We start from the raw sequence: 20,358 nt of genomic DNA, 5'->3' as shown, positions 1-20,358 counted from the left end.
TCAGGGAGGCCCGCTTCATCATACAGGCCTGTTTTCAATGTTGAAATGCGGTTGAAATGCGCTTTGCCTGGCATCCACTGAAACTGCGCTACATTGGTAAGGCGTTCGCACCTACGCCCCCAAACCGTTTCAGCATCATTCCAAATGCACCTTTAGCAGCAGAACATCCCCTTTTGCCCGCCGTCAATGCCCCTGGCTGATTAACCAAGCTCCGGCGCCAAAATGAATGCCCTGAGGTGGCCCTTCAAAGCTTCCCGCCCCAAAAACCACCAGCAGGGGCTGTTGTGCCCCTTTTAGTGGCGCAAGGGGGACCAGGCAGGGTCTGAAGCACCCGTGGGGGTGCGCACCGTGTGCTCATTAAAGCCTGAGACGTCAATCATGCCCAAGCTGCTGCTGAAGCCAGCGCCCCCTTGGCCAGCCGCGTTCTGGCGGCAGAAGACGATCTCACGCCCATTAGGGGCGAAGCTTGGGCTTTCCACAGTGAAGCCACGCGTCAAGGTGCGCTCGCCAGAGCCGTCTGGGTTCATGACGCCCAGGGAGAACTGGCCATGCTGCATCCTGGTGAAGGCGATGAGGTCGCCACGCGGTGACCACACAGGCGATCCATAATGGCCAGCGCCATAAGAAATGCGGTGCGCGCCGCTGCCATCCGCATTCATGACGTACAGCTGGGGGCTGCCGCCACGGTCGGAGTTGAAGACGATCTGTCGCCCGTCAGGGCTGTAGCAGGGGCTGGTGTCGATCACGCCAGGGGCATCTGTCAGCTGGTGGCGCGTGCCTGTGCCCAAATCAACGCTGTAAATGTCAGAACCACCATTGCGGGTGGTGACAGCTAGCACAACAGAGCGCCCGTCTGGCGCAAAGCGGGGTGCATAGGAAATGCCTTCAAACTGCCCCAGGAGGCGCTGCTGGCCTGTGGGCAGGTCATAGAGGTAAACGCGGGGGCGGTTGTCAGCATAGGACAGGAAGGCGACCTGCGTGCCAGAGGGGCTGAAGCGCGGTTCAAGCGTCAGCCAACGCCCGGAGGTCAGGTAGCGCACATTGGCGCCATCGTAATCCATAATGGCCAGGCGCGTCTGCTGGTGGCGGCGCGGGCCTGTGCGGGCGATGTAGGCAATGCTGGTGTCGAAGTAGCCTGGCTCCCCCAAAAGGCGTTCATAGATGGCATCAGCGATGATGTGGGCAATGCGCCGCCAGTCGTTAGCAGGAGCACTGTAAGCGGTACCTTGGAGGAGCTGGCCACTTGTCACGTCCCACAGGCGCATCTCCACCCGCAGCGTGCCACTGCCGCTGACGGTCCCCTCCACTGCGGCGCGCAGGCCGCGCGCCTTGAGGGCAGCTAGGTCTGGGGTGGCTTCAGCAGGACCGCCCATCACGCGGAACAGGCCTGTGCTGTCGAGGTCCGCCCCCACAACAGAGCTGATCTGGGCGCCATAAGGGCCGTTGAACACAGGCACCAGAACGGGGATGGGGTCCTGGTGGGCTTTGTCGACCGTGATTTCAGCATCACCGGCCATAGCCTGAAGCGGCCTGGCCCATGTGCCCAAGCCTGCCAGAAGCAACGCCGTCGTGCCCCCTTGGAGCAGGCGGCGGCGGCTTGTCACCAGGCTTGGCCGGGCCTTCTCAGGCAGAATGAGAGAAGCGGGCTTTTTGCCTTCATGTTCTAGACCCATGCGGAGCGGCTCCCTGTTGGCTAGGAAAACAGCTGCCTGATGGCAGCTTGGAAACATTGGACGAAAACCGGCGCCTGGGGAACCGCAAAAGCGTCCGCCCCTCCAGCCAATCCCTGCAAGCTGTGGCGGCCTTGGGGCTGCCCAAACCCTGTGAGCCCTTGATAACACAACGCGCCCCGCTTTTCAGCGCATCTTAGGGAGTTAAAAGCTGGAGGGAGTTAGGCGGCCGCTTTCACACCTGGGCAACTTCAGGGGACTTTAAGGCCTGAACACGAAACGGAACTGTCGCACAGACCCAAGAAGGCGTGAGGGCACTGGCAAATGGGAGCATTCAGGGCTTAGCACCGCTGCGCGCGCGCGCTCAGCACGCGCCCTGTAGAGCGGGTCCGAAGCCATGCGGGCTGCTGTTTCAGGGGCGAATTTCACAAGCCGCGCCATGCCGCGCTCATCGACTGTGACCACCAGGTGCGCTGTGAAACTGGCGTAATCACGCGCTGCCGTGTCTTCGGAATAGCAACGGCGCACAGCACTGCCGATGGCCTTCTGCTCCCCCAGGCCTAAGGCCTTAGTGTCTGAATCAGGCGAACCGCCCCCTTTGCGCACGCCACCGCTGACAGGTGCGCTAGCGCGGGCTTTGGGGGGGCGGGTCTGCTTTTCCTTGGTCCTGAACTCGTCAAGCGTGGCCAGCAGCGAATCACTGTTGGCTTGGTGCTTAGGGGCCTGGCGCGGCTGGTGCGTGTGCGAAGCCATGGGTTTGGGGGGGTTCTTCTCCACCTTGTGTTCAGGGGCCTGCAGCTTGGCTTCCACAGGGGCCTTGGTTTTGGGCGCCTTTTTATGGCCGGCCTCAATCATGCTGGGGGCTGGCGTTTCCACCTTCACTGGAGTGCGCGCGGCATGTTTGACCTCCGGCGTGGGCTTGGGATGGGAGGTTGCCTCAGGTGGTGGCGGTGGCGAAGGAGGGGGCGGCTCAGGCTTGGGTTCCTTAGCGGGCTCTGGCTGGGGGGGCTGCGGTTTGGGCTCTGGCATCTGCGGTGCGGGATGGGGGGCGCGCACAGCACTGTGGGGGGCTGGGTGTGAATCAGGCGTTGGTTCAAAGACCATGTCCACTGATTGCTCAGGCTGGGGCGGCAAGGGGGGGGCGCTTTCATCTACTGCCCAAAGCAGGGCCAGAATCATCAGGCCATGCAGCACTACGGACGCCGCAACCCCCACGCGCGCCGGGTTACTTTGCCGCACCATGGGGCCCACCGCCACAGGGGCCGCGTTGTCTGGGGGGGCGTTCAAGGCGCGCTGCCCCTCAATGCTCGCTCTGGGCCTGGGCCAGAAGCGCCACATGCGTGAAGCCACCAGAGGTAATGACCCCCATGAGCTTCATCACCTGGCCATAGTCGATCTTGGCGTCCGCCCGCACGAAGACCCGGCGCGAAGTGTCATTGTGCGAATCAGTCAGTAGGCGGCTGACGAGCGCATCCTCACTGATGGGCGCGTCACCGATCCACACGCTGCCGTCCGACTTCATGGAGACTGTGATGGGTTTGGTGTCCGTGTTGAGGGGCTTGGCGCTGGCCTTGGGCAGGTCAACGCTGATGCCGCTTGTCATCATGGGCGCTGCCACCATGAAGATGATCAGCAGCACCAGCATCACATCCACCAAGGGGGTGACGTTAATGGCGGCTTCTGGCCGGCGGCGCGCCCGTTTCTGCCCTATCGCCATCGCTCAGCCCTGGCCCTGGAGGTCGCTGGTTGGCTGGGGGGCGCCCTTGAGGGCGCGGGCACGTTGCTCCTCCGATTGGCGGGAGAGGATAGCTGCGAATTCAGTGCCGAAATTCTCCATGCGCTCATCGAAGCTATCGATGGCGCGGGAGAGGAGGTTATAGGCCACGTAAGCTGGAATGGCCGTCAACAAACCCAATGCTGTGGCGAAGAGGGCTTCCGAAATGCCAGGCGCCACAACGGAAAGGTTGGTGTTGTGCATGGCCCCGATGGCGTCAAAAGCGTGCATAATGCCCCACACCGTGCCGAAAAGCCCCACGAAAGGCGCCACAGGGCCAATAGTGGCCAACGCCGACATAAAACGTGTGAGGCGCTCATTCTCGCGCGCGATGGTGACGTTGATGGCGCGGTCGATGCGTTCCTGCGTGGCTGGGCGCGTCATGTCCACCCCACCAGCATGAGAGCGGCGCCATTCAGCCATGGCCGCGCCAAACACCGCCGCCATGGGGCCAGAGGGGCGCACGCCCTCGTTTTCATAAAGCGCATCGAGGGAGCCGCCCGCCCAGAAGCGATTCTCAAACACAGTGGCTTCCTTGTTGAGGCGCTTGAGGAAAATAACCTTCTGGATGATGACAGCCCACACAAACACGCTGCACAGGAACAGCCCCACCATGACAAGCTGCACGGTAAGGGAGGCATGGAGGAACAGCTGCAAGGGGGAAAGTCCCCCTGCCGGTTGAAGGCTTGCTTGGGAAACGGCTTGTGCGGCACCTGCCGCCATGTTCTGCTCCATTGCCTTTGTCATCTCCCGGTCATGGGTGGGTGTCTGCTGGGGCGCCCGTTTTGAAGGCATTGCTCAAGAAGCATGGCGCCAAGGCACACCTGGGGGGTCTTGAATGGATGATGCCCTGAAGCGCGCCGCAGCGCCAGCCCCCTTTCAGCGCCTGGGATGAATGGGCAAGCGCCCCAACTCCTTTGAGCGCACAAGCTCAGCTTGAGAGCTGGTTTGGCAGCTCAAGCCCACGCAGGGCGCGCTGGCATGATGAGGGTATGCGCTGCGGCTTGCCTGAATGCGTGTGCACGCAGGCAAGCTCCACCTGCAGCAGCACGGCCACCCGCTGGCCGTCCCCCTCCACCGCCAGAATGCGCTGCTGCAGGCACAGCCGCGCTCCATGTTGTTTGGTGACGGTGGTCTGGACCTCGAACACCTCATCCAAGCGCAGAGGGAATTTGTAGTCCACCTCCAGATGGCGCGCTACGAAACTCACCCCCTCCTGCGCAAGCTTGCCTACCTCCAGTCCATGGGCGCGCAGCGCCTCCGCGCGGGCACGCTCAGCAAAGGCCAGGTAGCGCGCGTGGTAGACGATGCCGCCAGCGTCCGTATCCTCATAGTAAACCCTGAAACGGCACTTGTGCCCTGCGTCAAGCGGCAAGGGACCGGGGAGGGTCATCATGGCGCCCCTTCAGCGCCAGCAGTGCCTGAGAGCAAATCATCCTGCTGCGCGAACCCGGCCGGCGGGACCATGCCCAACGCTTCCCAGCCCTGGCGGCCTAACATGCGCCCACGCGGCGTGCGCAGTACAAGCCCTTCCTGGATCAGGTAAGGTTCCACCACGTCTTCTAAAGTGCCGCGCCCTTCTGAAAGGGCGGCTGCCAAAGTTTCAATGCCAACAGGGCCGCCTTGGTGATGTTCGGCAATGCGCGACAGGTAGCGCCTGTCCATGGCGTCCAGGCCATTAGCGTCCACTTCCAGGCGGTTGAGGGCGCTGTTGGCCTGCGCACGCGTCACCTCAGCGCCAGCGCCCCCCATCACGGCAGCGAAATCGCGCAAGCGCCGCAGCAGACGCCCCGCCACACGCGGGGTGCCGCGTGAACGCCGCGCCACTTCCAAGGCGGCATCACTTGTCAAAGCCAGACCAAGCTTGCTGGCTGCGCGCAGCACAATGTGCTGCAATTCCAGAGGGGTGTAGAACACCATTCTGATGGGGATGCCGAAGCGGTCACGCAGTGGCTTGGCTAAAAGGCCAGAGCGGGTTGTGGCCGCCACCAACGTAAAAGGCGGCAAATCGATGCGTACGGAGCGCGCCGCTGGCCCTTCGCCAATCACTAGGTCAAGCTGGAAATCCTCCATGGCAGGGTAGAGAATTTCCTCAATGGCGGGCTGCAGGCGGTGAATCTCATCGATGAACAGCACGTCATTGGGCTGAAGATTGGTAAGGATAGCCGCCAAATCGCCAGCACGCTGGATAACAGGCCCAGAGGTGGCGCGAAACCCCACGCCCAGTTCTGTGGCGATGATCTGCGCCAAGGTGGTTTTGCCCAGGCCTGGGGGCCCATGAAGCAACACATGGTCGAGGGCCTCCCCACGGGTGCGCGCGGCCTGGATGAAAACAGCTAGGTTGGCCCTAGACACTTCCTGCCCTGTGAAATCAGCCAGTGTGCGTGGGCGCAGCGCGTGGTCAGGTGCATCTGCAGCCTGAAATTCAGCGCTCAAAGGGCGTTCAATCGGCATGGCAGGGTCGTTGGGCGGCTGGTTCATGTCATTCCATGTCGGTACGGGTGGGGCTTAATCGCCTCATCCTAGCATTTTGGCAGTTGGTTTAGGGTTTGTTGTCCAGCTGGGCTTCGTTGGGCTGGCGCACGCCATTAAGGGGTGCTCATGGCACGCAAAGCCAAGGGAACGAGCTGGTTCAGGCCAGCACCTGGATTGGCGCCGATGACCCTGCTGGCCACTGGCCACGCTTCAGAGCGCGTGTAACCAAGCGAAAGCAGGGCGCCCGTCAAGTCCTCCAGCAAACCGGCGCCACCAGCGCCAGAGGGAACTTTAACGCCACTTTGCGCCATAGGCATGTCCGGGACCTTGCCAGCCAGTTCACTGACCAGACGCCCCGCCAACTTGGGCCCCACACCGGCAGCGCGGGTGAACATGGCCTTATCGCCAGCGGCGATGGCCATGGCCAGTTCTGAAGGCGGCGCCAGTGAAAGGATGGCCAGCGCCACGCGCGCCCCCACCCCCTGAACAGTGGTCAGCAGGCGGAACAGGGAACGTTCCTCAGCGGTAGCAAAGCCGTAAAGCTGCATGGCGTCCTCACGCACCACCATTTCCGTCAGGACACGCGCCACCTTGGGAGGGCGGCTGAGCGCAGCCAAGGTGCGGCTTGAAGCCATGACATTGTAGCCAACCCCGTTAACGTCAATCAGGCAGCCATGCTCCCCCGCTTCCTCCACCAGGCCTGTTAGTCTGCCAATCATTTGTCCCCCCACTTTTCACGCCGGCTCTGGGCAAGATCTCCCCCAAGGAACAGTAGCCAGCGCCTCACCTGCATTTGCGCCGCCGTGGCCTGCTTGGCAAGGTTGTGGCCTTTCCAGAGTCCCTGCCGACTTCAGCCACCAAGCGGGCCAGCATGGCCGCCGCTGGCGCAACAGGGCTGTGCCGCTGGGAAGGAAGCATCACCTGCTTGGCACTAGCTCTGGACGTTACCGCCTGGACAGGCGCTTGGCGGTGGTGGGCGTGGCAAATGGCCACTGCCAGGGCATCGGCTTCATCAGAACGCCTTGGGCTGGCGCCAGGCAGAAGACGTGTGACCATCTGCGCCACCTGTTCCTTGCTGGCACGGCCAGTGCCCACCACAGCTTGCTTAATGCGCAGCGCGCTGTATTCAGCCACCACCAATCCCGCCCTGGCAGGCGTCATAAGGATGACGCCGCGTGCCTGCCCCAAGCGCAGGCTTGTGGCGGGGTTGGTGTTGACAAAAGTTTCCTCCACCGCCACCTCATGGGGGTTTTGCTGGGTGATGACGTCCCACAACCCTTCATGCAGGCGCCACAGGCGTTGCCCCATGGGCAATTTGACGTCTGGCGTGATGATGCCGCTAGCACGGTAAAACATCCTGTTGCCGACACATTCAACCACACCCCAACCTGTGTAGCGCAAGCCCGGATCCACCCCCAAAAGCCGCACGCCAGCAACTGCCCTGGAGGAGGCTGGCCTAACTTGGCCTTCCCTAACATGGCTTTTCAAAGAGGTTGGGTCCTCTCGCCACACCACCGGCCTGCGTTAGTCCTGGCTCAAGCGTTCGGCGACGTCATCGGGGATCTCAAAATTGGCGTAGACGGACTGCACATCATCATTCTCCTCAAGAACGTCAATGAGTTTGAGGACCGTGCGGGCCTTTTCCTCATCAAGCATGGTCGTGGTGGTAGGGCGCCAATCAAATTTGGCAGAGCGTGGCTCGCCAAAGCGCTTTTCCAGGGCTTCACGCACATTGTTGAGCTGCTCTGGCGCGCAGGTGACCTCGTGGCCGTCCTCTGTCAGCTCCGCGTTATCAGCGCCTGCCTCAATGGCGCCTTCAAGCATGTCCTCCTCATTGGCAGCGTCAGCGTCATAAGCCACAACGCCAATGCGGTCGAACATGAAGCCCACAGAGCCTGTCTCCCCCAGCGAGCCACCAAATTTGGAGAAGGCGGCGCGCACGTCAGAGGCCGTGCGGTTGCGGTTGTCGGTCAGGCTCTCCACAATCACGGCCACGCCGGCTGGGCCGTAGCCCTCATAGCGGACTTCGCTGTAATCATCGCCGCCAGCCGCGCCCGAAGCTTTAGCAACAGCGCGCTCCACTACGTCTTTGGGCATGTTGACCTCACGCGCTGAAATCATGGCAGCGCGCAGGCGTGGGTTCATGGCAGGGTCTGGCAGGCCAGAGCGCGCCGCAACCGTGATTTCGCGGATGACTTTGGCAAACTGCTTGGCGCGCTTGGCGTCCTGGGCGCCTTTGCGGTGCATGATGTTCTTGAATTTGGAATGTCCTGCCATGTCGTTCCTGCTTGCCTCGTTCAGATTAGGGGTAAGGTTGCTTGTTGTTTCAGCCAGTAGGGCTGCTTCAGGCGTTCTTACAAAAGCGCCACCCCACCTGCCAACCGGGTTGGGGCCTGGCAGGTAAGGTCAGAGAGCGTTTTCAGCCAACGCGGCCATGGCAATGCTTGAACTTCACCCCGCTGCCACAAGGGCATGGAGCGTTGCGCGCCAAATGCTGGCGCCATTGGGCTACGGTGGCTTCATCCACATCCCCCGCCTGGCTTGAAGACGCAGGGGCGGGGGATAGGGGTGAGGGCTGCTCCAGGCTTTGCTGGGCTTGGGTGGGCAGACTTTGCTGCTCACCCCCAGCTGGTGCTGGCTGGTCCAAGGGCGGCTGGGGCGCAGGGGTGGACGGCGCTGGGGCTAGTTGCACATAGGCCAGCGTCCTGGTGACGCGCAGCCGCAGTTCATCAAGCATGGCGCTGAACATCTCAAAGGCTTCCCGCTTGTATTCATTAAGCGGGTCGCGCTGCCCATAAGCCCGCAGCCCGATGCCTTGGCGCAGATGGTCAAGGGCGTGCAAATGCTCCTTCCAGACGGCATCAAAGGACGTCAGCACCACGTGGCGCTCCACCAGGCGCATCATGTCAGGACCCAAGGCCTGGGCTTTGGCCTGGGCAGCCTGGGCTGTCGCCTTTTCCAAGCGTTCCAGCACCACATCCTCAGTGATGTCGTGCTCCTCAGCCCAGGCCTGCACGGGCAGGTCCAAGTTCAACGATTCACGCACTTGGTGGGCCAAGCCCTCCATGTCCCAAGCTTCAGGGAAGGATTTTTCAGGGATGTGCGCATGGACCATGTCCATGACCGCCTGGGAGCGCATCTCAGCGACTTCTGCTGAAAGGTCCTGCTGCAGCATGTAGGCACGGCGCTGGGCATAGACCTCCTTGCGCTGGTCATTCATAACATCATCATATTTGAGGGTGTTCTTGCGCATGTCGAAATTGCGCGCCTCCACCTTCTTCTGGGCCTTCTCCAACGCTTTGTTGAGCCAGGGATGGACGATGGCCTCCCCTTCCTTCAAGCCCAGCTTCTGCATCATCGGCGCCATGCGCGATGTGCCGAAAATACGGATGAGATCATCGTCCAGCGACAGGAAGAAGCGTGAATTGCCAGGGTCACCCTGGCGGCCCGCGCGCCCGCGCAACTGGTTGTCCACGCGGCGGCTTTCATGGCGTTCGGTGCCAATCACGTAAAGGCCGCCCGCCTCATGCACCTTTTTGTGGTTTTCCTCCACCTGGCGCCTGGTTTCCTCAGCTAAACGTTCACGTTCAGCCGCGTCCTCCACGCCGTGGAGGCGCTGCTCAGTCAGCATCTCCAAATTGCCGCCCAGCTTAATGTCGGTGCCGCGCCCCGCCATGTTGGTAGCGATAGTGATGGCCCCTGGCGCGCCCGCCTGCGCCACAATGGCCGCTTCGCGCTCATGGTGGCGGGCGTTCAGCACATTATGGGCAATCCCTTTCTGGTGCAGCAGGTTGGAGAGGTGCTCACTTTTCTCAATGGAGGTCGTGCCCACCAGAACGGGCTGGCCCTTGGCGTTGATCTCCTTGACGAGGTTAGCAACAGCGTTGAACTTGTCGCCCTCGTTCAAATAAACCTCATCATCTGTATCCTGGCGCTTGACAGGCAGATTGGTGGGGATGGCGACAGGGGTAAGGTCGTAGATCTCCATGAACTCGTCAGCCTCCGTCATGGCGGTGCCCGTCATGCCAGCCAGTTTGGGGTAGAGGCGGAAATAGTTCTGGAACGTGATGGAGGCCAGGGTCTGGTTCTCCTGCTGGATCTCCACCCCTTCCTTGGCTTCCAGGGCCTGGTGGAGGCCATCGGAATAACGCCGGCCATCCATCATGCGGCCTGTGAATTCGTCAATCAGCATGACCTTGCCATCACGGACGATGTAGTCGACATCGCGCGTGAACAGGGTGTGGGCCCGCAACGCCTGCTGAACGTGGTGAACAAGTGTGACGTTGTGCACATCGTAAAGGCCGCCATGCTGCAGGATGCCCGCCTTGGCCAGCAGCTCTTCCACCGCGTGGGTGCCCTCTTCCGTCAGGATGACGGTGCGGTGCTTCTCCTCCTTCTCATAATGCTTGGGGTCCTTGACCAGTTCCACCATGACGGCGTCTACGGCCTCGTAAAGCTCTGAGCTGTCGTCAGCAGGGCCAGAGATGATAAGGGGGGTTCGCGCCTCATCAATCAGGATGCTGTCCACCTCATCGACAATGGCGAAGTTGAAGGGGCGCTGGACAAGCTCCTCCAAGGAATATTTCATGTTGTCGCGCAGATAATCGAAGCCGAACTCGTTGTTGGTGCCGTAGGTGATGTCACACCCATAGGCGGCGCGGCGTTCCTCATCAGGCATGTTGGGCACGACCACACCCGTGGTCAGCCCCAGGAAACTGTAAAGCCGCGCCATTTCAGCGGCATCGCGGCTAGCTAGGTAATCGTTAACCGTCACCACGTGGACGCCTTTGCCCCCCAGCGCGTTGAGGTAGACAGGCAGCGTGCCGACCAGAGTCTTGCCTTCGCCAGTGCGCATTTCAGCGATGCGTCCATCATGAAGGACCATGCCGCCAATGAGCTGCACATCGAAATGACGTTTGCCCAGAACGCGGCGGCTGGCTTCGCGGCAGACAGCGAAGGCCTCACAAAGCAGGTCGTCCAGGGTCTCCCCCTTGGCCAAGCGCTGTTTGAACTCGGCTGTCTTGGCCTGCAGAGCCTCATCAGTCAGGCCCCGGACACTGTCTTCAAGGGCGTTGATGGCCGGAACACGCTGACGGTAGGCCTTGAGGGTGCGGTCATTGGCTGAGCCAAACAGGGCGCGTGCAACTCGTGAAAGCATGAGGGTCTGCTGAACTCCCGGCAGGCTTGGGGTGGCGGTTTTGGGGTGCGGGCGCTGGACTGAACATGCCGCATCGTTGAAGGGACTGCCGCCAATCAAGCACGTCACGGCCTTTGGGCAGCATGGCCCCTGTGCTTGGAGATAAGCACCCCCACCCGCCAGCGCAAGGCACTGTTTCACCTGCGCAACAGGGCTGGGGGGCATCGCACAGTGCCAGGGTGCAGTTCAGGGCAGCACAATAAGGCGCCTTCCATCCCTTGCAGCGCGCCATGAGCTTTGCCATGGTGCAGCCTGCACATGAGCACGAACATTATGGGGCTGCCCTGGCACCTTGGACTTGTGGGCAGAGCCTTAGGGACCACAGGGCCAGCCCAGCCCCGTGCGCAGGGGCCAACATGCTGCCAAGCCAGTGCGGCCCACTTCACCTGGCAGCGCCATGGCGCCAGTAGGCTCACAGCCCCATCATCAAGTCCCCAAGGACGCGTCCCCCGGTGCCCCCAGCGGGTGCCTGTCATCACTGAGGTTTCCCATGCGGCATAAACGCCTTTCCCATTCCATCTTCTCTGGCGCGGCTTTGGCACTGTGCGCGCTCAGCACCGCGCCCAGCTTGGCCCAAGCGGCAAACCCCCAGGCACCAGCCGCCCCAGCCAAGGCTGCCGCGAACCCCAACATGACGATCGCCAGCGTGAATGGTGAAAAGATCACCCTTGGCGATGTGCAGAAAACCATTCAGTCCCTTCCCCCTGCCGCCCAGTCCTTGCGCAGCAACCCAACGGTGTTGGTGCCCATCGTTGTTAACCAGCTCATCGACCAGAAGGTCATCCAGGCAGCTGCCATTAAGGATGGGTTGGAAAACAAACCTGACGTGAAAGCTGCTATGCAGTCCGCCGCTGATGCCGTCCTCCAGAATGCCTACCTGGAGCAGAAGGTGCGCCCCATGATTACGGACAGCGCCCTGAAAGCCTATTACGACAAACACTATGCTGACCGTAAACCTGAGGAGGAGATCCACGCCCGTCACATCTTGGTCAACACCAAGGAGCAGGCCGATTCCATCATCAAGCAGCTGGACAAGGGGGCTGACTTCAGCAAGCTGGCCGCTGCTGATTCAGCTGACAAGGGCACGGCGGCCCAAAACGGCGGCGATCTTGGCTGGTTTAAGCGCGGCGACATGATCCCTGCCTTCTCTGACGCCGCCTTCACCATGAAGCCCGGCTCCATCTCGCAGACGCCTGTCCACACACAATATGGCTGGCATGTGATTCAGGTGCTGGGCACACGCACAGCCCCCGTGCCCTCTTTTGCGCAGGAAAAGGACCGCATCCGCGCTATCCTGATCCGTGATGATGTCAAGAAAGTCATCGACAACGCCCAAAAAGCCGCCAAGGTCGTCCGTTACGATGTCAACGGCAAAGTGGTGCCCGCTAAATAAGCGCCAAATAAGTAGGTCCACCATTTAGCAGCGGGCTGGCTCCATCAAGCTGGCCATGGCTGCCGTGAAGCTCCCTCCCTAGCGCTGAGTCCTTTGCATGGCTGGCTTCAGGGCTGGGGCTTTTTCCGTCTAGGGTGGCAGAGCGCGCTGGTGGTAAGCTCAAGGCCCTTTCAATCCCACCTTGCCTTGAGGACCCACCATGGCCGCCACTGCCACCTCCCCCTTGGCCACACCTCTCCCCATCTTGCCGCCCGTCAAGGGTGTGCGCCTGGCTGCTGTGGAGGCGGGCATTCGCTACCATGGCCGTGATGACCTGATGTTGCTTGTCCTGGCGCCAGGCACCACGGCCGCTGGGGTCTACACGCGCAACGCTTGCCCAGGCGCACCTGTGGTGTGGTGCCGCATGGCACTGGCCAAATCCCCCCAGGCACGCGCCCTTTTGGTCAATTCAGGCAATGCCAACGTGTTCACAGGCAAAGCTGGGGAGGAAACCGTAAACCAAAGCGCAGCAGCTTTGGCCCGTTTCCTCCACTGCCCTGAAGATGAGGTCTTCCTAGCTTCCACCGGTGTCATCGGGGAAGTTCTGCCCGCTGAGAAAATCATCAAGGCCCTGCCAGAAGCCATCGCTAAACTGGACAGCGACAATTGGGCTGGCGCTGTGCGGGCCATCATGACGACCGACACCTTCCCCAAAGCAGCCAGGCGCGAAACCACGATTGGCGGCGTGCCTGTGGTCATTCAGGGCATGGCCAAAGGGTCTGGCATGGTAGCGCCCGACATGGCGACCATGCTGGCTTATGTCGTCACAGATGCAACGCTGCCCCAGGGCGTTCTGCAAGCTTTGCTTGATGAAGGCGTCCAGGGCAGCTTCAACAGCATCACGGTGGATTCAGACACATCCACCTCTGACATGCTGATGCTTTTCGCCACTGGGCAGGTGGCCAACCCTCCCGTCACCCATGCTGGCCAGCCTGACCTGGGGCCTTTCAAAGCTGCCCTCGACAGCCTTCTGCAGGAACTGGCCCTGATGGTGGTGCGTGATGGTGAAGGCGCCACCAAATTGATCAAGGTCGCAGTCAAAGGGGCCATGGATGACGCTGCAGCCCGTCAGGTCGCGCGCGCCATCGCCAACTCGCCCCTCGTCAAGACGGCCATCGCTGGCGAAGACGCTAATTGGGGACGGGTGGTGATGGCTGTGGGCAAAAGCGGCGTCCCCGCCGACCGTGATCGTTTGAGCATTTGGATGGGCGGGGTGGAGGTGGCCCACAAAGGGGCCGTTGTTCCAGGCTATGACAGCAGCGCAGTCGATGCTGCCATGAAAAAGCCTGAAATCACCATTTTGGTAGATTTGAACATGGGCGATGGCGCAGCGTGCATGTGGACCTGCGACCTGACCCATGGTTACATCGACATCAACGGTTCTTACCGCAGTTGACAAGGTGGTTGCGCAGCCTGGCTCCAATGGGTTCACCCCCACTTGAGTAACGTTTTCCCCCCCTCTAAGGTGATCAGGCTGAAGCGCACCTTAATTTTTTGTCAGGGCGCGGAAAGTACCAGCGCCTGCGGGGAAGGTCCCGCCGCGACCATGATTTTCCAAGATTGGGACACCATCACGGCCTGCCCAACTGCCCCGGCCCCATGACACTTGAGGAAACCCCTGCCATGTCAGAGCCCAACGCCACCAACACCCCCGCAAGCCACCCCCACCAGAACGTCGTCATCCTTGGTGGTGGCATTGGCGGCCTGGCGGCTGCCATTTCGCTCCAACGCCGTTCAGACATCCACGTCACGTTGGTGGACCCCAACGCTGTCCATGTCTGGAAGCCCCTTTTTGACGAGCTTGCCACAGGCACCATGCCTTTCAAGGGCAATCTCTTCCCCTTTGATGAGCTGGCCAGGCGCTTCAACTTCTCCTTTGTCCAGGACAAGCCTGCCTCTGTTGACCGCAGCGCCAAAAGCGTGACGCTGGAAGGTGGCATTACCCTGCCATACGATGCCCTCATCGTTTCCATGGGGGCGCGCTCCAACGATTTCGGCACCCCTGGGGCGCAGGATAACTGCCTGTTCCTCGACAAGGTCGACCAAGCGCGCGTTCTTTACGACCACTTCTGGAATGGCATGGCCAAAGCCCACGCCACCTCAGAACCCCTGAAAGTGGCTGTGGTTGGCGGTGGCCCAACAGGCGTTGAGCTCTCCGGCAACTTCGTGGAGGCCATCGACCGCACCAAGGGGCTGGGCAAAAAAGGCCGCGAGCAGCTCTTCCGCGCAAGCCTGCTGGAAGCTTCGCCGCGCATCCTCAACAGGATGCCTGAGAACGTCTCCGTCAGCATGACGCGCGAAATGAGCAAGATCGGCTATCAGGTGCTCGACCACACCGCTGTGGCTGAAGTCACCGACAAGGGCTTCAAGCTGAAAAGTGGCCAGTTCGTGGAAGCTGACGTGCGCGTGTGGGCAGCTGGTGTCAAAGCTGTGGATGGCACGGCCATCTTCGCTGAGCTGGAGCGCAACCGCATGGGCCAGCTGGTGGTTGGCCCTACCCTGCAAACCACGCAGGACCCTGCCATCTTCGCCCTTGGGGATTGTTCAGCCATTGCTGAGAAGCCACTACCCAGCACAGCACAGGTAGCCAACCAGCAGGGCTTCTACGCTGGCTACGCGGTGCAGGATTTCCTGGCTGGACGCAAGCCGGGCAATTTCGTGTTCAACAACCGTGGCGTCATCGTCATGCTGGGTGATTTTGATGCCTGGTATGTCGCCCCCAGCGACAAGGATTTCGGCGGCACGGGGCTGTGCGGCAAAATTGTCGGCATGGCGCACCGCTCGCTGTACTACAAGTACCTGGCCTCCCTTTTTGGGCCGGTTTCAGCGGCAGAGCGCCTGATTGGCCATTTGCTGCACCCCGAACCACCCCATAGCCCCTTCTAAGCGCACAAGCCACAAGCGCTTTGCCTGTGTGGTCACCCAGGGCTGTGCCTTTGGGGCGCGGCCCTGCCCCAAGCTTGGGACCAACACCCCATGGGCTTCAGCTGGCGGGGCTGGTTGAAAGGTTGCACCAGTTTCACTTGCAGCCTGCGCCCCCTCTCCCTAAGCGGGGCAGCGAATGTCTGGAGGACCGATCATGACTGCACTGCCCCCTGTGCCCGCTTCCCTTGGCGCTGACCTGGCCAGCAAAGGCTTTGGCTACGCGCCTGCCATGCAGACCATGCCATGGCTTGAAGGTTACGGCTTGAAGGACTGGCCTGGCTTTGCGGAAAGCTGGAACAACCTGGGCGTTGACCGCTTCATGGCTGATGGCGGCCGTTACCGCCGCCGCCGCTATGCGGTTTTTTCCGTGCGCTGCCCTGAAGGGCAGGAACCCATTCTGACGCGCAAACCACACCAGCCCCATTACCAAAGCCGTGATTACAACCCCATCAATGGTGGGGTGGAACGGTGGTTCAACCCCATTGAAGACCACATCGCCCACCACCCTGCCATGCAGGCGTGCCTGAAGGCCGCCTTGAGCCGCGCCAACGCGTTGACCGCGCCTGAAAAGCGCCCACCATCATGGCATGTGGAAGTGCACCAGTTCCGCATTGAGGCCGCCCCTGGCATGGATGGCAACCCCAACCCTGAGGGACTGCACCGCGATGGCGTCGATTGGGTCTATGCCATGATGGTGCAACGGCGCAATGTGCAGCAGGGCGACACCACCATCACGGCTTTGGACAAGAAAACCCCCCTTGGTCATTTCACCCTCACCAACCCCATGGATGTGGCTTTTGTGAACGACCACAAGGTTTATCATGGCGCCACACCGGTAAAGCCTGTGGTTGAGGACAAGCCAGCATGGCGCGATGTGCTGGTCATTACCATGCGGCATGAGTAAACTGTGGGCCACCACAGAGAACTGGAAGAAAAACACATGAAAACCAGGTTCCCCATCACCCGCGTTTTCCTGCCTCGCAGCTGGGGGGCGGCTTTGGCAGCAGCCACCCTTCTGGCAGGGGCTGCTGCGCTAACAGTTCCTGGGCAGGCGACAGCAGCTGTTGCTGGCAGCATCCCTGTGCAGCTTTCAAGCCAGCCTGGAAGTGCCCTTGACGCTGACGCCCGCACCCTCAACGCTGATGACATCGCTGACGCCAACGCCCACCATGACCATGTGACGGTCCAGCTGGCGGAGCTCAACCTGGGGCAGCACAGCCCGCGCAAGGCGCTGTTTGTGCAATTGCAGTCTATGTGGCTGTGTGGGTCGGCTGGCTGCACTACCAGTGTTTGGCTCAACACCCCTGAAGGGTGGGCCCCTGCGCTTGACGCTGTAGATGGCAGTATTGCCCTTCTGCCAACTTACCATAACGGCATGCAAGATTTGCTGGTTAATGACGACCAGCGCCTGGCCTGGAATGGCAAAGCCTATAAAAGCCAAGGCGCTGTGGCACCCAACCGTCAACGGCCAAGACTAAGCGCCACCATGTCGTCAAACGTTCCAAGCGCCGCCATACCCACTAAAAGGCCAAACTCGTTTTAAGGACGGCGGTTTCAAGCCCGCTGAAGGGCACGGTGGCGCCTATCGATCGGCGTTTCTGTGCCCTTTTGGCGTTCCTAAAGGCTCAAGGCCAGATATGCTCAAGGGCCAGGTCACCTGAATGCCCTTATTCAGGGCGGCTTTGCCCTTCCAGAAAGCTTTCACACATGCGCACAGCACGCTGCAGCTCAGCGTGGTCTGCATCCTGGCGGGCCAAAAGGCGCGCGCGCAGTTTACGCACTGTTTCGCGCTCAAGCTGGGGGCCATCCCACACCACAAACTTCACCGCTTGGGGCAGTTTCTCAGGGGGCAAGGTGTCGATGGTGTCATTGGAGGCATCATGAGTGCTCATAGGTTCACTCCTTTTTGCTGAGGGAGAGGCATGGTGATAAACAGCCCCAAAGTAAAGGCACTGTTCACTATGCCAAGGCGAAGGGACCAGGGGCCCGCACGTTAAACAGCACGCCATGCGCAGCACGTGACCTGCTGGCAGCTGCCCAAGCCCAGCCACTGTCTTGAACATGGGTCAAGGCTAGCAAGGCTGCAAGGCCCCAACCGTGCCCCTGCCCCTCAGCAAGGCTTCCCTTGGGCAGCTTTTGCCTGAGCGTTTGAAGGTTCAAGGGCCAAATCCGTACTACGCATGTCCCCTATGCACTGAGTGGCCGTTCACCCCCCAAGCCCTGCTGGCTATGGTGACGCACACCTACTGTGCGCCACGCCCTGTGGCGCATCTTTCTGTTTATCTGGTTAACTTGCGCAACGTTTTCACGGCTGCTGCCCACAAAGGGGGGGTGGCTGTGCTTGTTCAGCCCCAAGACCTTCCAATGGAGCCACCCATGAAATCTCTTTTCCGTGGCCTGTCAGCCTTCCCCATCACGCCTGCCAACGCTGAAGGCATTGTCGACACAGATGGTGTTGGGCGCCTGACCCAACGCCTGCTTGATGCTGGGGTGGATTCCATCGGCATTGTCGGGAGCACAGGCATTTACCCTTACCTAGCCCATGAGGAGCGCACCCGCACCATCGCCGCAGCGGCAGAGGTGGTGCGCGGTCAGGTTCCCCTGATTGCTGGCGTGGGGTCACTGCGCACAGATGAGACCATTCGCCTGGCCCAGGATGCGGCGCGTGCTGGCGCTGACGCCCTCCTGCTGACGCCGCTTTCCTACACCCCCCTGACGGAGGATGAGGTTTTCGAGCTTTACAAGGCCGTCTGCGAAGCCACCTATCTGCCTATCGTGGTGTACAACACCCCTACCACAACGCATTTCCGCATCAGCCGGCACTTGATGGCGCGCCTAACCGCACTGCCCAATGTGGCTGCCTTCAAAACGCCCCTGCCCCTGGCCAGTACCGTGCGCGAGGAACTGAACAGCCTGCGCGAAGGGGCCACAAGCCATCTTTCCATCGGTTACAGCGATGATTGGGGCGCTGCCGCCGCCCTAATGGAAGGGGCAGACACTTGGTACAGCGTGACAGCTGGCCTGTTGCCTGAACTGTGTGTGGCACTCACCAAAGCGGCATTGGCCCGCAAAGGGGGGGAGGTGGCGCGCCTTAATGAGCGCCTGCAGCCCCTTTGGATGCTTGACCGTGCCTTCAATTCACTGCGCGTGGCCTATGCGGCCGCCAATGAGTTGGGGCTGACCGAAGCACAGCCCCCCCTGCCCATCCTGCCCTTAACGAAGGAGGAACGCCAAGGCGTTGCGCGTGCCCTGCGCGTTGCCATTGACGGCACCTTAGATTGAACAAAAAGCGCTTGGGCTAGCACAGCATGCCCGCCAGCCTACGCTCAGCCCCCCACCTTCACCAAAAGCGCGCAGGCCACGGGCAATGTCTGCCAAGCAGGCTGGAAACCAATGGTGGACACACTGCGTGGCAACGCTTTGCCAGGGGCGACACCATGAAGGTAAATCACCCTGGTTGCTGGCAGAAGGCTGGTGTTGAAGGCGCGCGCCAATCTATTTTCAAGGCGCGTGCGCTTTAGGGTGACGTCATAATGGTATGTGCCGTCTGCCAGGCTGCGGGGATAGGTGGGTGCCGTCATGTCCATGGCGGCTGGCTGGGCGTTGAGCGGCACCAACATCATGCCTGAACTAGCAACGGTCTCAGGCACATCCACGTAACCATCATGGTTGCTGTCCTGCGCCAAGGTGGCGCAATGGGCGCTGTTGCCAGCCCCATCACGGCCAGACGGCGTTAAAAAACCCTGGATCTGCTGGCCATAGACCTGGCGGGGTCCTAACCCGCTTGCCACAACAAGCACCCGCACAGTGTCACCATGCACTGTCACGCGCACATGGCCTTGGGGGGCAAGGCGTGTTTTGCGCTCGTTGAGGGGAGCGATGGCGCCTTCATAAACGCCGTCCTGCAGGGGGGCCTGCCCTGATGGGGCTGCAGGATGGCGCGCCCCAAGCACAGGGGTTACAGGGGCGGCATGTGCACACCCCCAAACACCCAGCAAAGCCATGCCTGCCTGCGCAACGTGGTGTAGACAACGCCCCCACCCCCAGGGCCGCCCCTGCCCCACCATGCCTTCAAAACCTCTTTGTGGCATGCTGCCCCCTTAATTCCCGGCCCTCGTTTCATCACGCCCAGGCCACCACGCTGGCTTGGCGCTTTGTCCACGCCTCATCAGTGCCGCCAAGGCGTGCGCACGGCAAGAGCCAGGGAATGCTTTCCTTGAAGCCTGCTAGAAGCTACAAGGATGGGGAGGCGTTCATCGAGCCGCTTCCCGCTTCCGACCGTGCAGGGCCCAGGCCCAGGCCGGATTGGGGCTGCCCTGAACTTGGCGCCCCGTTTTTCGAGATTTCACGCCACGAGCAGGACATGTCCCAGACTTCCCATCCAGCCCATGCCTACGCCGCCCTTCACATCGACCACGCCAGCAACAAGGTTTTTGCAGGTGTCGCCGGCCGCCAGAGCGATGCCCAGCACACCCTTGGCGCCCTGCTGAAAAAAGCTGGCCACAAGCATGAAGGCAACGCTGAAGCCACCACCAAAACGGTTGAAGGCATTATCCTCAACCGTCACCCCATTGATTTCCACGCCATGTCTTTTGGCCTGATTTTTGGTGGCGAGGACGCGCCCGCCAACGAGCCTTCAGGCTTCATCGTGGCTGACGGCCCCTCCGCTGAGGAGCGCCGCCATGAGATTGACGCCCTGTTTGCCGAGGCCTACGGCAATGAGCCTGCCAAGAAATGCCGCCTTCAGGTGCTTTCAGGTGATGACGTCAATATTGACTACACATCGCTTGGCGAAGATGAAGCCCACAAAACCGACCACGGCATTTACGCCCTTGGCCGCCGCTGGCGCCAGCGCCATTCAGAAGGCCACTAAAGCCGCCTGAAG

General features: G+C 61.2%; 18 protein-coding genes and 1 pseudogene. 7 read left to right on the top strand and 12 right to left on the bottom strand.

All coding sequences use genetic code 11. The features are described 5' to 3' along the window. Positions 1-293: 293 nt before the first annotated feature. The 10 genes and pseudogenes from tolB to secA form a co-directional block, all read right to left on the bottom strand. The gene (tolB, locus tag E3E12_RS05905) at positions 294-1,673 is read right to left on the bottom strand and encodes a Tol-Pal system beta propeller repeat protein TolB (RefSeq protein WP_141443486.1); all 1,380 of its coding nucleotides are present in this window, start codon (positions 1,671-1,673) and stop codon (positions 294-296) included. A 258-nt stretch (positions 1,674-1,931) separates the two neighbouring features. Further along, on the bottom strand, positions 1,932-2,957 hold the full coding sequence (locus tag E3E12_RS05900; protein ID WP_240810450.1) for an energy transducer TonB: 1,026 nt from the start codon (positions 2,955-2,957) through the stop codon (positions 1,932-1,934). 13 nt (positions 2,958-2,970) lie between these two features. Next, positions 2,971-3,387 carry a protein TolR gene (tolR, locus tag E3E12_RS05895; RefSeq protein WP_141443485.1) on the bottom strand — a complete coding sequence of 139 codons (417 nt, stop codon included), beginning with the start codon at positions 3,385-3,387 and terminating at the stop codon, positions 2,971-2,973. A 3-nt stretch (positions 3,388-3,390) separates the two neighbouring features. Next, positions 3,391-4,179 (bottom strand): protein TolQ, encoded by a 789-nt coding sequence (tolQ, locus tag E3E12_RS05890; RefSeq protein ID WP_141444126.1) that lies wholly within the window; start codon positions 4,177-4,179, stop codon positions 3,391-3,393. A 196-nt stretch (positions 4,180-4,375) separates the two neighbouring features. After that, positions 4,376-4,840, bottom strand: a complete 465-nt coding sequence (locus E3E12_RS05885; protein WP_240810449.1) for a YbgC/FadM family acyl-CoA thioesterase — start codon at positions 4,838-4,840, stop codon at positions 4,376-4,378. Then, positions 4,837-5,898 (bottom strand): Holliday junction branch migration DNA helicase RuvB, encoded by a 1,062-nt coding sequence (gene ruvB, locus E3E12_RS05880; protein ID WP_141444124.1) that lies wholly within the window; start codon positions 5,896-5,898, stop codon positions 4,837-4,839. The genes E3E12_RS05885 and ruvB overlap by 4 nt, the downstream gene beginning before the upstream one ends. A 134-nt stretch (positions 5,899-6,032) precedes the next feature. Then, on the bottom strand, positions 6,033-6,638 hold the full coding sequence (gene ruvA, locus E3E12_RS05875; protein WP_141443484.1) for a Holliday junction branch migration protein RuvA: 606 nt from the start codon (positions 6,636-6,638) through the stop codon (positions 6,033-6,035). Between the two features lie 232 nt (positions 6,639-6,870). Beyond that, positions 6,871-7,347 (bottom strand): annotated as a pseudogene (gene ruvC, locus E3E12_RS05870) (crossover junction endodeoxyribonuclease RuvC); the annotation flags it as partial. A gap of 96 nt (positions 7,348-7,443) precedes the next feature. Next, positions 7,444-8,196, bottom strand: a complete 753-nt coding sequence (locus E3E12_RS05865) for a YebC/PmpR family DNA-binding transcriptional regulator (protein WP_141443483.1) — start codon at positions 8,194-8,196, stop codon at positions 7,444-7,446. Between the two features lie 142 nt (positions 8,197-8,338). Further along, the gene (gene secA / locus E3E12_RS05860; RefSeq protein ID WP_141443482.1) at positions 8,339-11,077 is read right to left on the bottom strand and encodes a preprotein translocase subunit SecA; all 2,739 of its coding nucleotides are present in this window, start codon (positions 11,075-11,077) and stop codon (positions 8,339-8,341) included. 529 nt (positions 11,078-11,606) lie between these two features. Between secA and E3E12_RS05855 the strand changes: the two genes are divergently transcribed. The 5 genes from E3E12_RS05855 to E3E12_RS05835 all read left to right on the top strand — a co-directional run bounded on the left by E3E12_RS05855 (position 11,607) and on the right by E3E12_RS05835 (position 17,016). After that, positions 11,607-12,509, top strand: a complete 903-nt coding sequence (locus E3E12_RS05855) for a peptidylprolyl isomerase (RefSeq protein ID WP_141443481.1) — start codon at positions 11,607-11,609, stop codon at positions 12,507-12,509. A 199-nt stretch (positions 12,510-12,708) separates the two neighbouring features. Next, positions 12,709-13,944 carry a bifunctional glutamate N-acetyltransferase/amino-acid acetyltransferase ArgJ gene (gene argJ, locus E3E12_RS05850; RefSeq protein WP_141443480.1) on the top strand — a complete coding sequence of 412 codons (1,236 nt, stop codon included), beginning with the start codon at positions 12,709-12,711 and terminating at the stop codon, positions 13,942-13,944. 227 nt (positions 13,945-14,171) lie between these two features. Then, positions 14,172-15,434 (top strand): NAD(P)/FAD-dependent oxidoreductase, encoded by a 1,263-nt coding sequence (locus E3E12_RS05845; RefSeq protein ID WP_168194405.1) that lies wholly within the window; start codon positions 14,172-14,174, stop codon positions 15,432-15,434. Between the two features lie 193 nt (positions 15,435-15,627). After that, positions 15,628-16,377 (top strand): 2OG-Fe dioxygenase family protein, encoded by a 750-nt coding sequence (locus E3E12_RS05840; RefSeq protein WP_206338642.1) that lies wholly within the window; start codon positions 15,628-15,630, stop codon positions 16,375-16,377. Between the two features lie 36 nt (positions 16,378-16,413). Further along, a complete protein-coding gene (locus E3E12_RS05835) occupies positions 16,414-17,016 on the top strand; it encodes a hypothetical protein (RefSeq protein WP_141443477.1) in 603 nt (200 codons plus the stop codon). A 124-nt stretch (positions 17,017-17,140) separates the two neighbouring features. On the opposite strand, the gene E3E12_RS05830 is transcribed toward E3E12_RS05835, so the two are convergent. Beyond that, entirely contained in the window at positions 17,141-17,365 is a 225-nt protein-coding gene (locus tag E3E12_RS05830) for a hypothetical protein (protein WP_141443476.1), read from the bottom strand. A 484-nt stretch (positions 17,366-17,849) separates the two neighbouring features. Here E3E12_RS05830 and E3E12_RS05825 point away from each other — a divergent pair, with 484 nt between their 5' ends. Then, a complete protein-coding gene (locus E3E12_RS05825) occupies positions 17,850-18,755 on the top strand; it encodes a dihydrodipicolinate synthase family protein (RefSeq protein ID WP_141443475.1) in 906 nt (301 codons plus the stop codon). 44 nt (positions 18,756-18,799) lie between these two features. On the opposite strand, the gene E3E12_RS05820 is transcribed toward E3E12_RS05825, so the two are convergent. Beyond that, on the bottom strand, positions 18,800-19,564 hold the full coding sequence (locus E3E12_RS05820; protein ID WP_141443474.1) for a hypothetical protein: 765 nt from the start codon (positions 19,562-19,564) through the stop codon (positions 18,800-18,802). Between the two features lie 125 nt (positions 19,565-19,689). Here E3E12_RS05820 and E3E12_RS05815 point away from each other — a divergent pair, with 125 nt between their 5' ends. After that, positions 19,690-20,346 carry a hypothetical protein gene (locus E3E12_RS05815; RefSeq protein ID WP_141443473.1) on the top strand — a complete coding sequence of 219 codons (657 nt, stop codon included), beginning with the start codon at positions 19,690-19,692 and terminating at the stop codon, positions 20,344-20,346. The last annotated feature ends 12 nt before the right edge of the window (positions 20,347-20,358 follow it).

The sequence above is a fragment of the Formicincola oecophyllae genome (assembly GCF_006542395.2).
Classification (GTDB): domain Bacteria; phylum Pseudomonadota; class Alphaproteobacteria; order Acetobacterales; family Acetobacteraceae; genus Formicincola; species Formicincola oecophyllae.
Note: the sequence above shows the minus strand (reverse complement) of the source record. Positions and strands in the feature narration are given on the sequence as shown.

Excerpts from the sequence above, each read along its gene's own strand:
- tolR (WP_141443485.1), bottom strand. The coding sequence starts at position 3,387 with ATGGCGATAGGGCAGAAACGGGCGCGCCGCCGGCCAGAAGCCGCCATT.
- E3E12_RS05855 (WP_141443481.1), top strand. The coding sequence starts at position 11,607 with ATGCGGCATAAACGCCTTTCCCATTCCATCTTCTCTGGCGCGGCTTTG.
- tolQ (WP_141444126.1), bottom strand. The coding sequence starts at position 4,179 with ATGGAGCAGAACATGGCGGCAGGTGCCGCACAAGCCGTTTCCCAAGCA.
- E3E12_RS05885 (WP_240810449.1), bottom strand. The coding sequence starts at position 4,840 with ATGATGACCCTCCCCGGTCCCTTGCCGCTTGACGCAGGGCACAAGTGC.
- E3E12_RS05830 (WP_141443476.1), bottom strand. The coding sequence starts at position 17,365 with ATGAGCACTCATGATGCCTCCAATGACACCATCGACACCTTGCCCCCT.
- secA (WP_141443482.1), bottom strand. The coding sequence starts at position 11,077 with ATGCTTTCACGAGTTGCACGCGCCCTGTTTGGCTCAGCCAATGACCGC.
- E3E12_RS05865 (WP_141443483.1), bottom strand. The coding sequence starts at position 8,196 with ATGGCAGGACATTCCAAATTCAAGAACATCATGCACCGCAAAGGCGCC.
- E3E12_RS05840 (WP_206338642.1), top strand. The coding sequence starts at position 15,628 with ATGACTGCACTGCCCCCTGTGCCCGCTTCCCTTGGCGCTGACCTGGCC.
- E3E12_RS05820 (WP_141443474.1), bottom strand. The coding sequence starts at position 19,564 with ATGCCACAAAGAGGTTTTGAAGGCATGGTGGGGCAGGGGCGGCCCTGG.
- tolB (WP_141443486.1), bottom strand. The coding sequence starts at position 1,673 with ATGGGTCTAGAACATGAAGGCAAAAAGCCCGCTTCTCTCATTCTGCCT.
- E3E12_RS05835 (WP_141443477.1), top strand. The coding sequence starts at position 16,414 with ATGAAAACCAGGTTCCCCATCACCCGCGTTTTCCTGCCTCGCAGCTGG.
- ruvB (WP_141444124.1), bottom strand. The coding sequence starts at position 5,898 with ATGCCGATTGAACGCCCTTTGAGCGCTGAATTTCAGGCTGCAGATGCA.
- argJ (WP_141443480.1), top strand. The coding sequence starts at position 12,709 with ATGGCCGCCACTGCCACCTCCCCCTTGGCCACACCTCTCCCCATCTTG.
- ruvA (WP_141443484.1), bottom strand. The coding sequence starts at position 6,638 with ATGATTGGCAGACTAACAGGCCTGGTGGAGGAAGCGGGGGAGCATGGC.
- E3E12_RS05845 (WP_168194405.1), top strand. The coding sequence starts at position 14,172 with ATGTCAGAGCCCAACGCCACCAACACCCCCGCAAGCCACCCCCACCAG.
- E3E12_RS05825 (WP_141443475.1), top strand. The coding sequence starts at position 17,850 with ATGAAATCTCTTTTCCGTGGCCTGTCAGCCTTCCCCATCACGCCTGCC.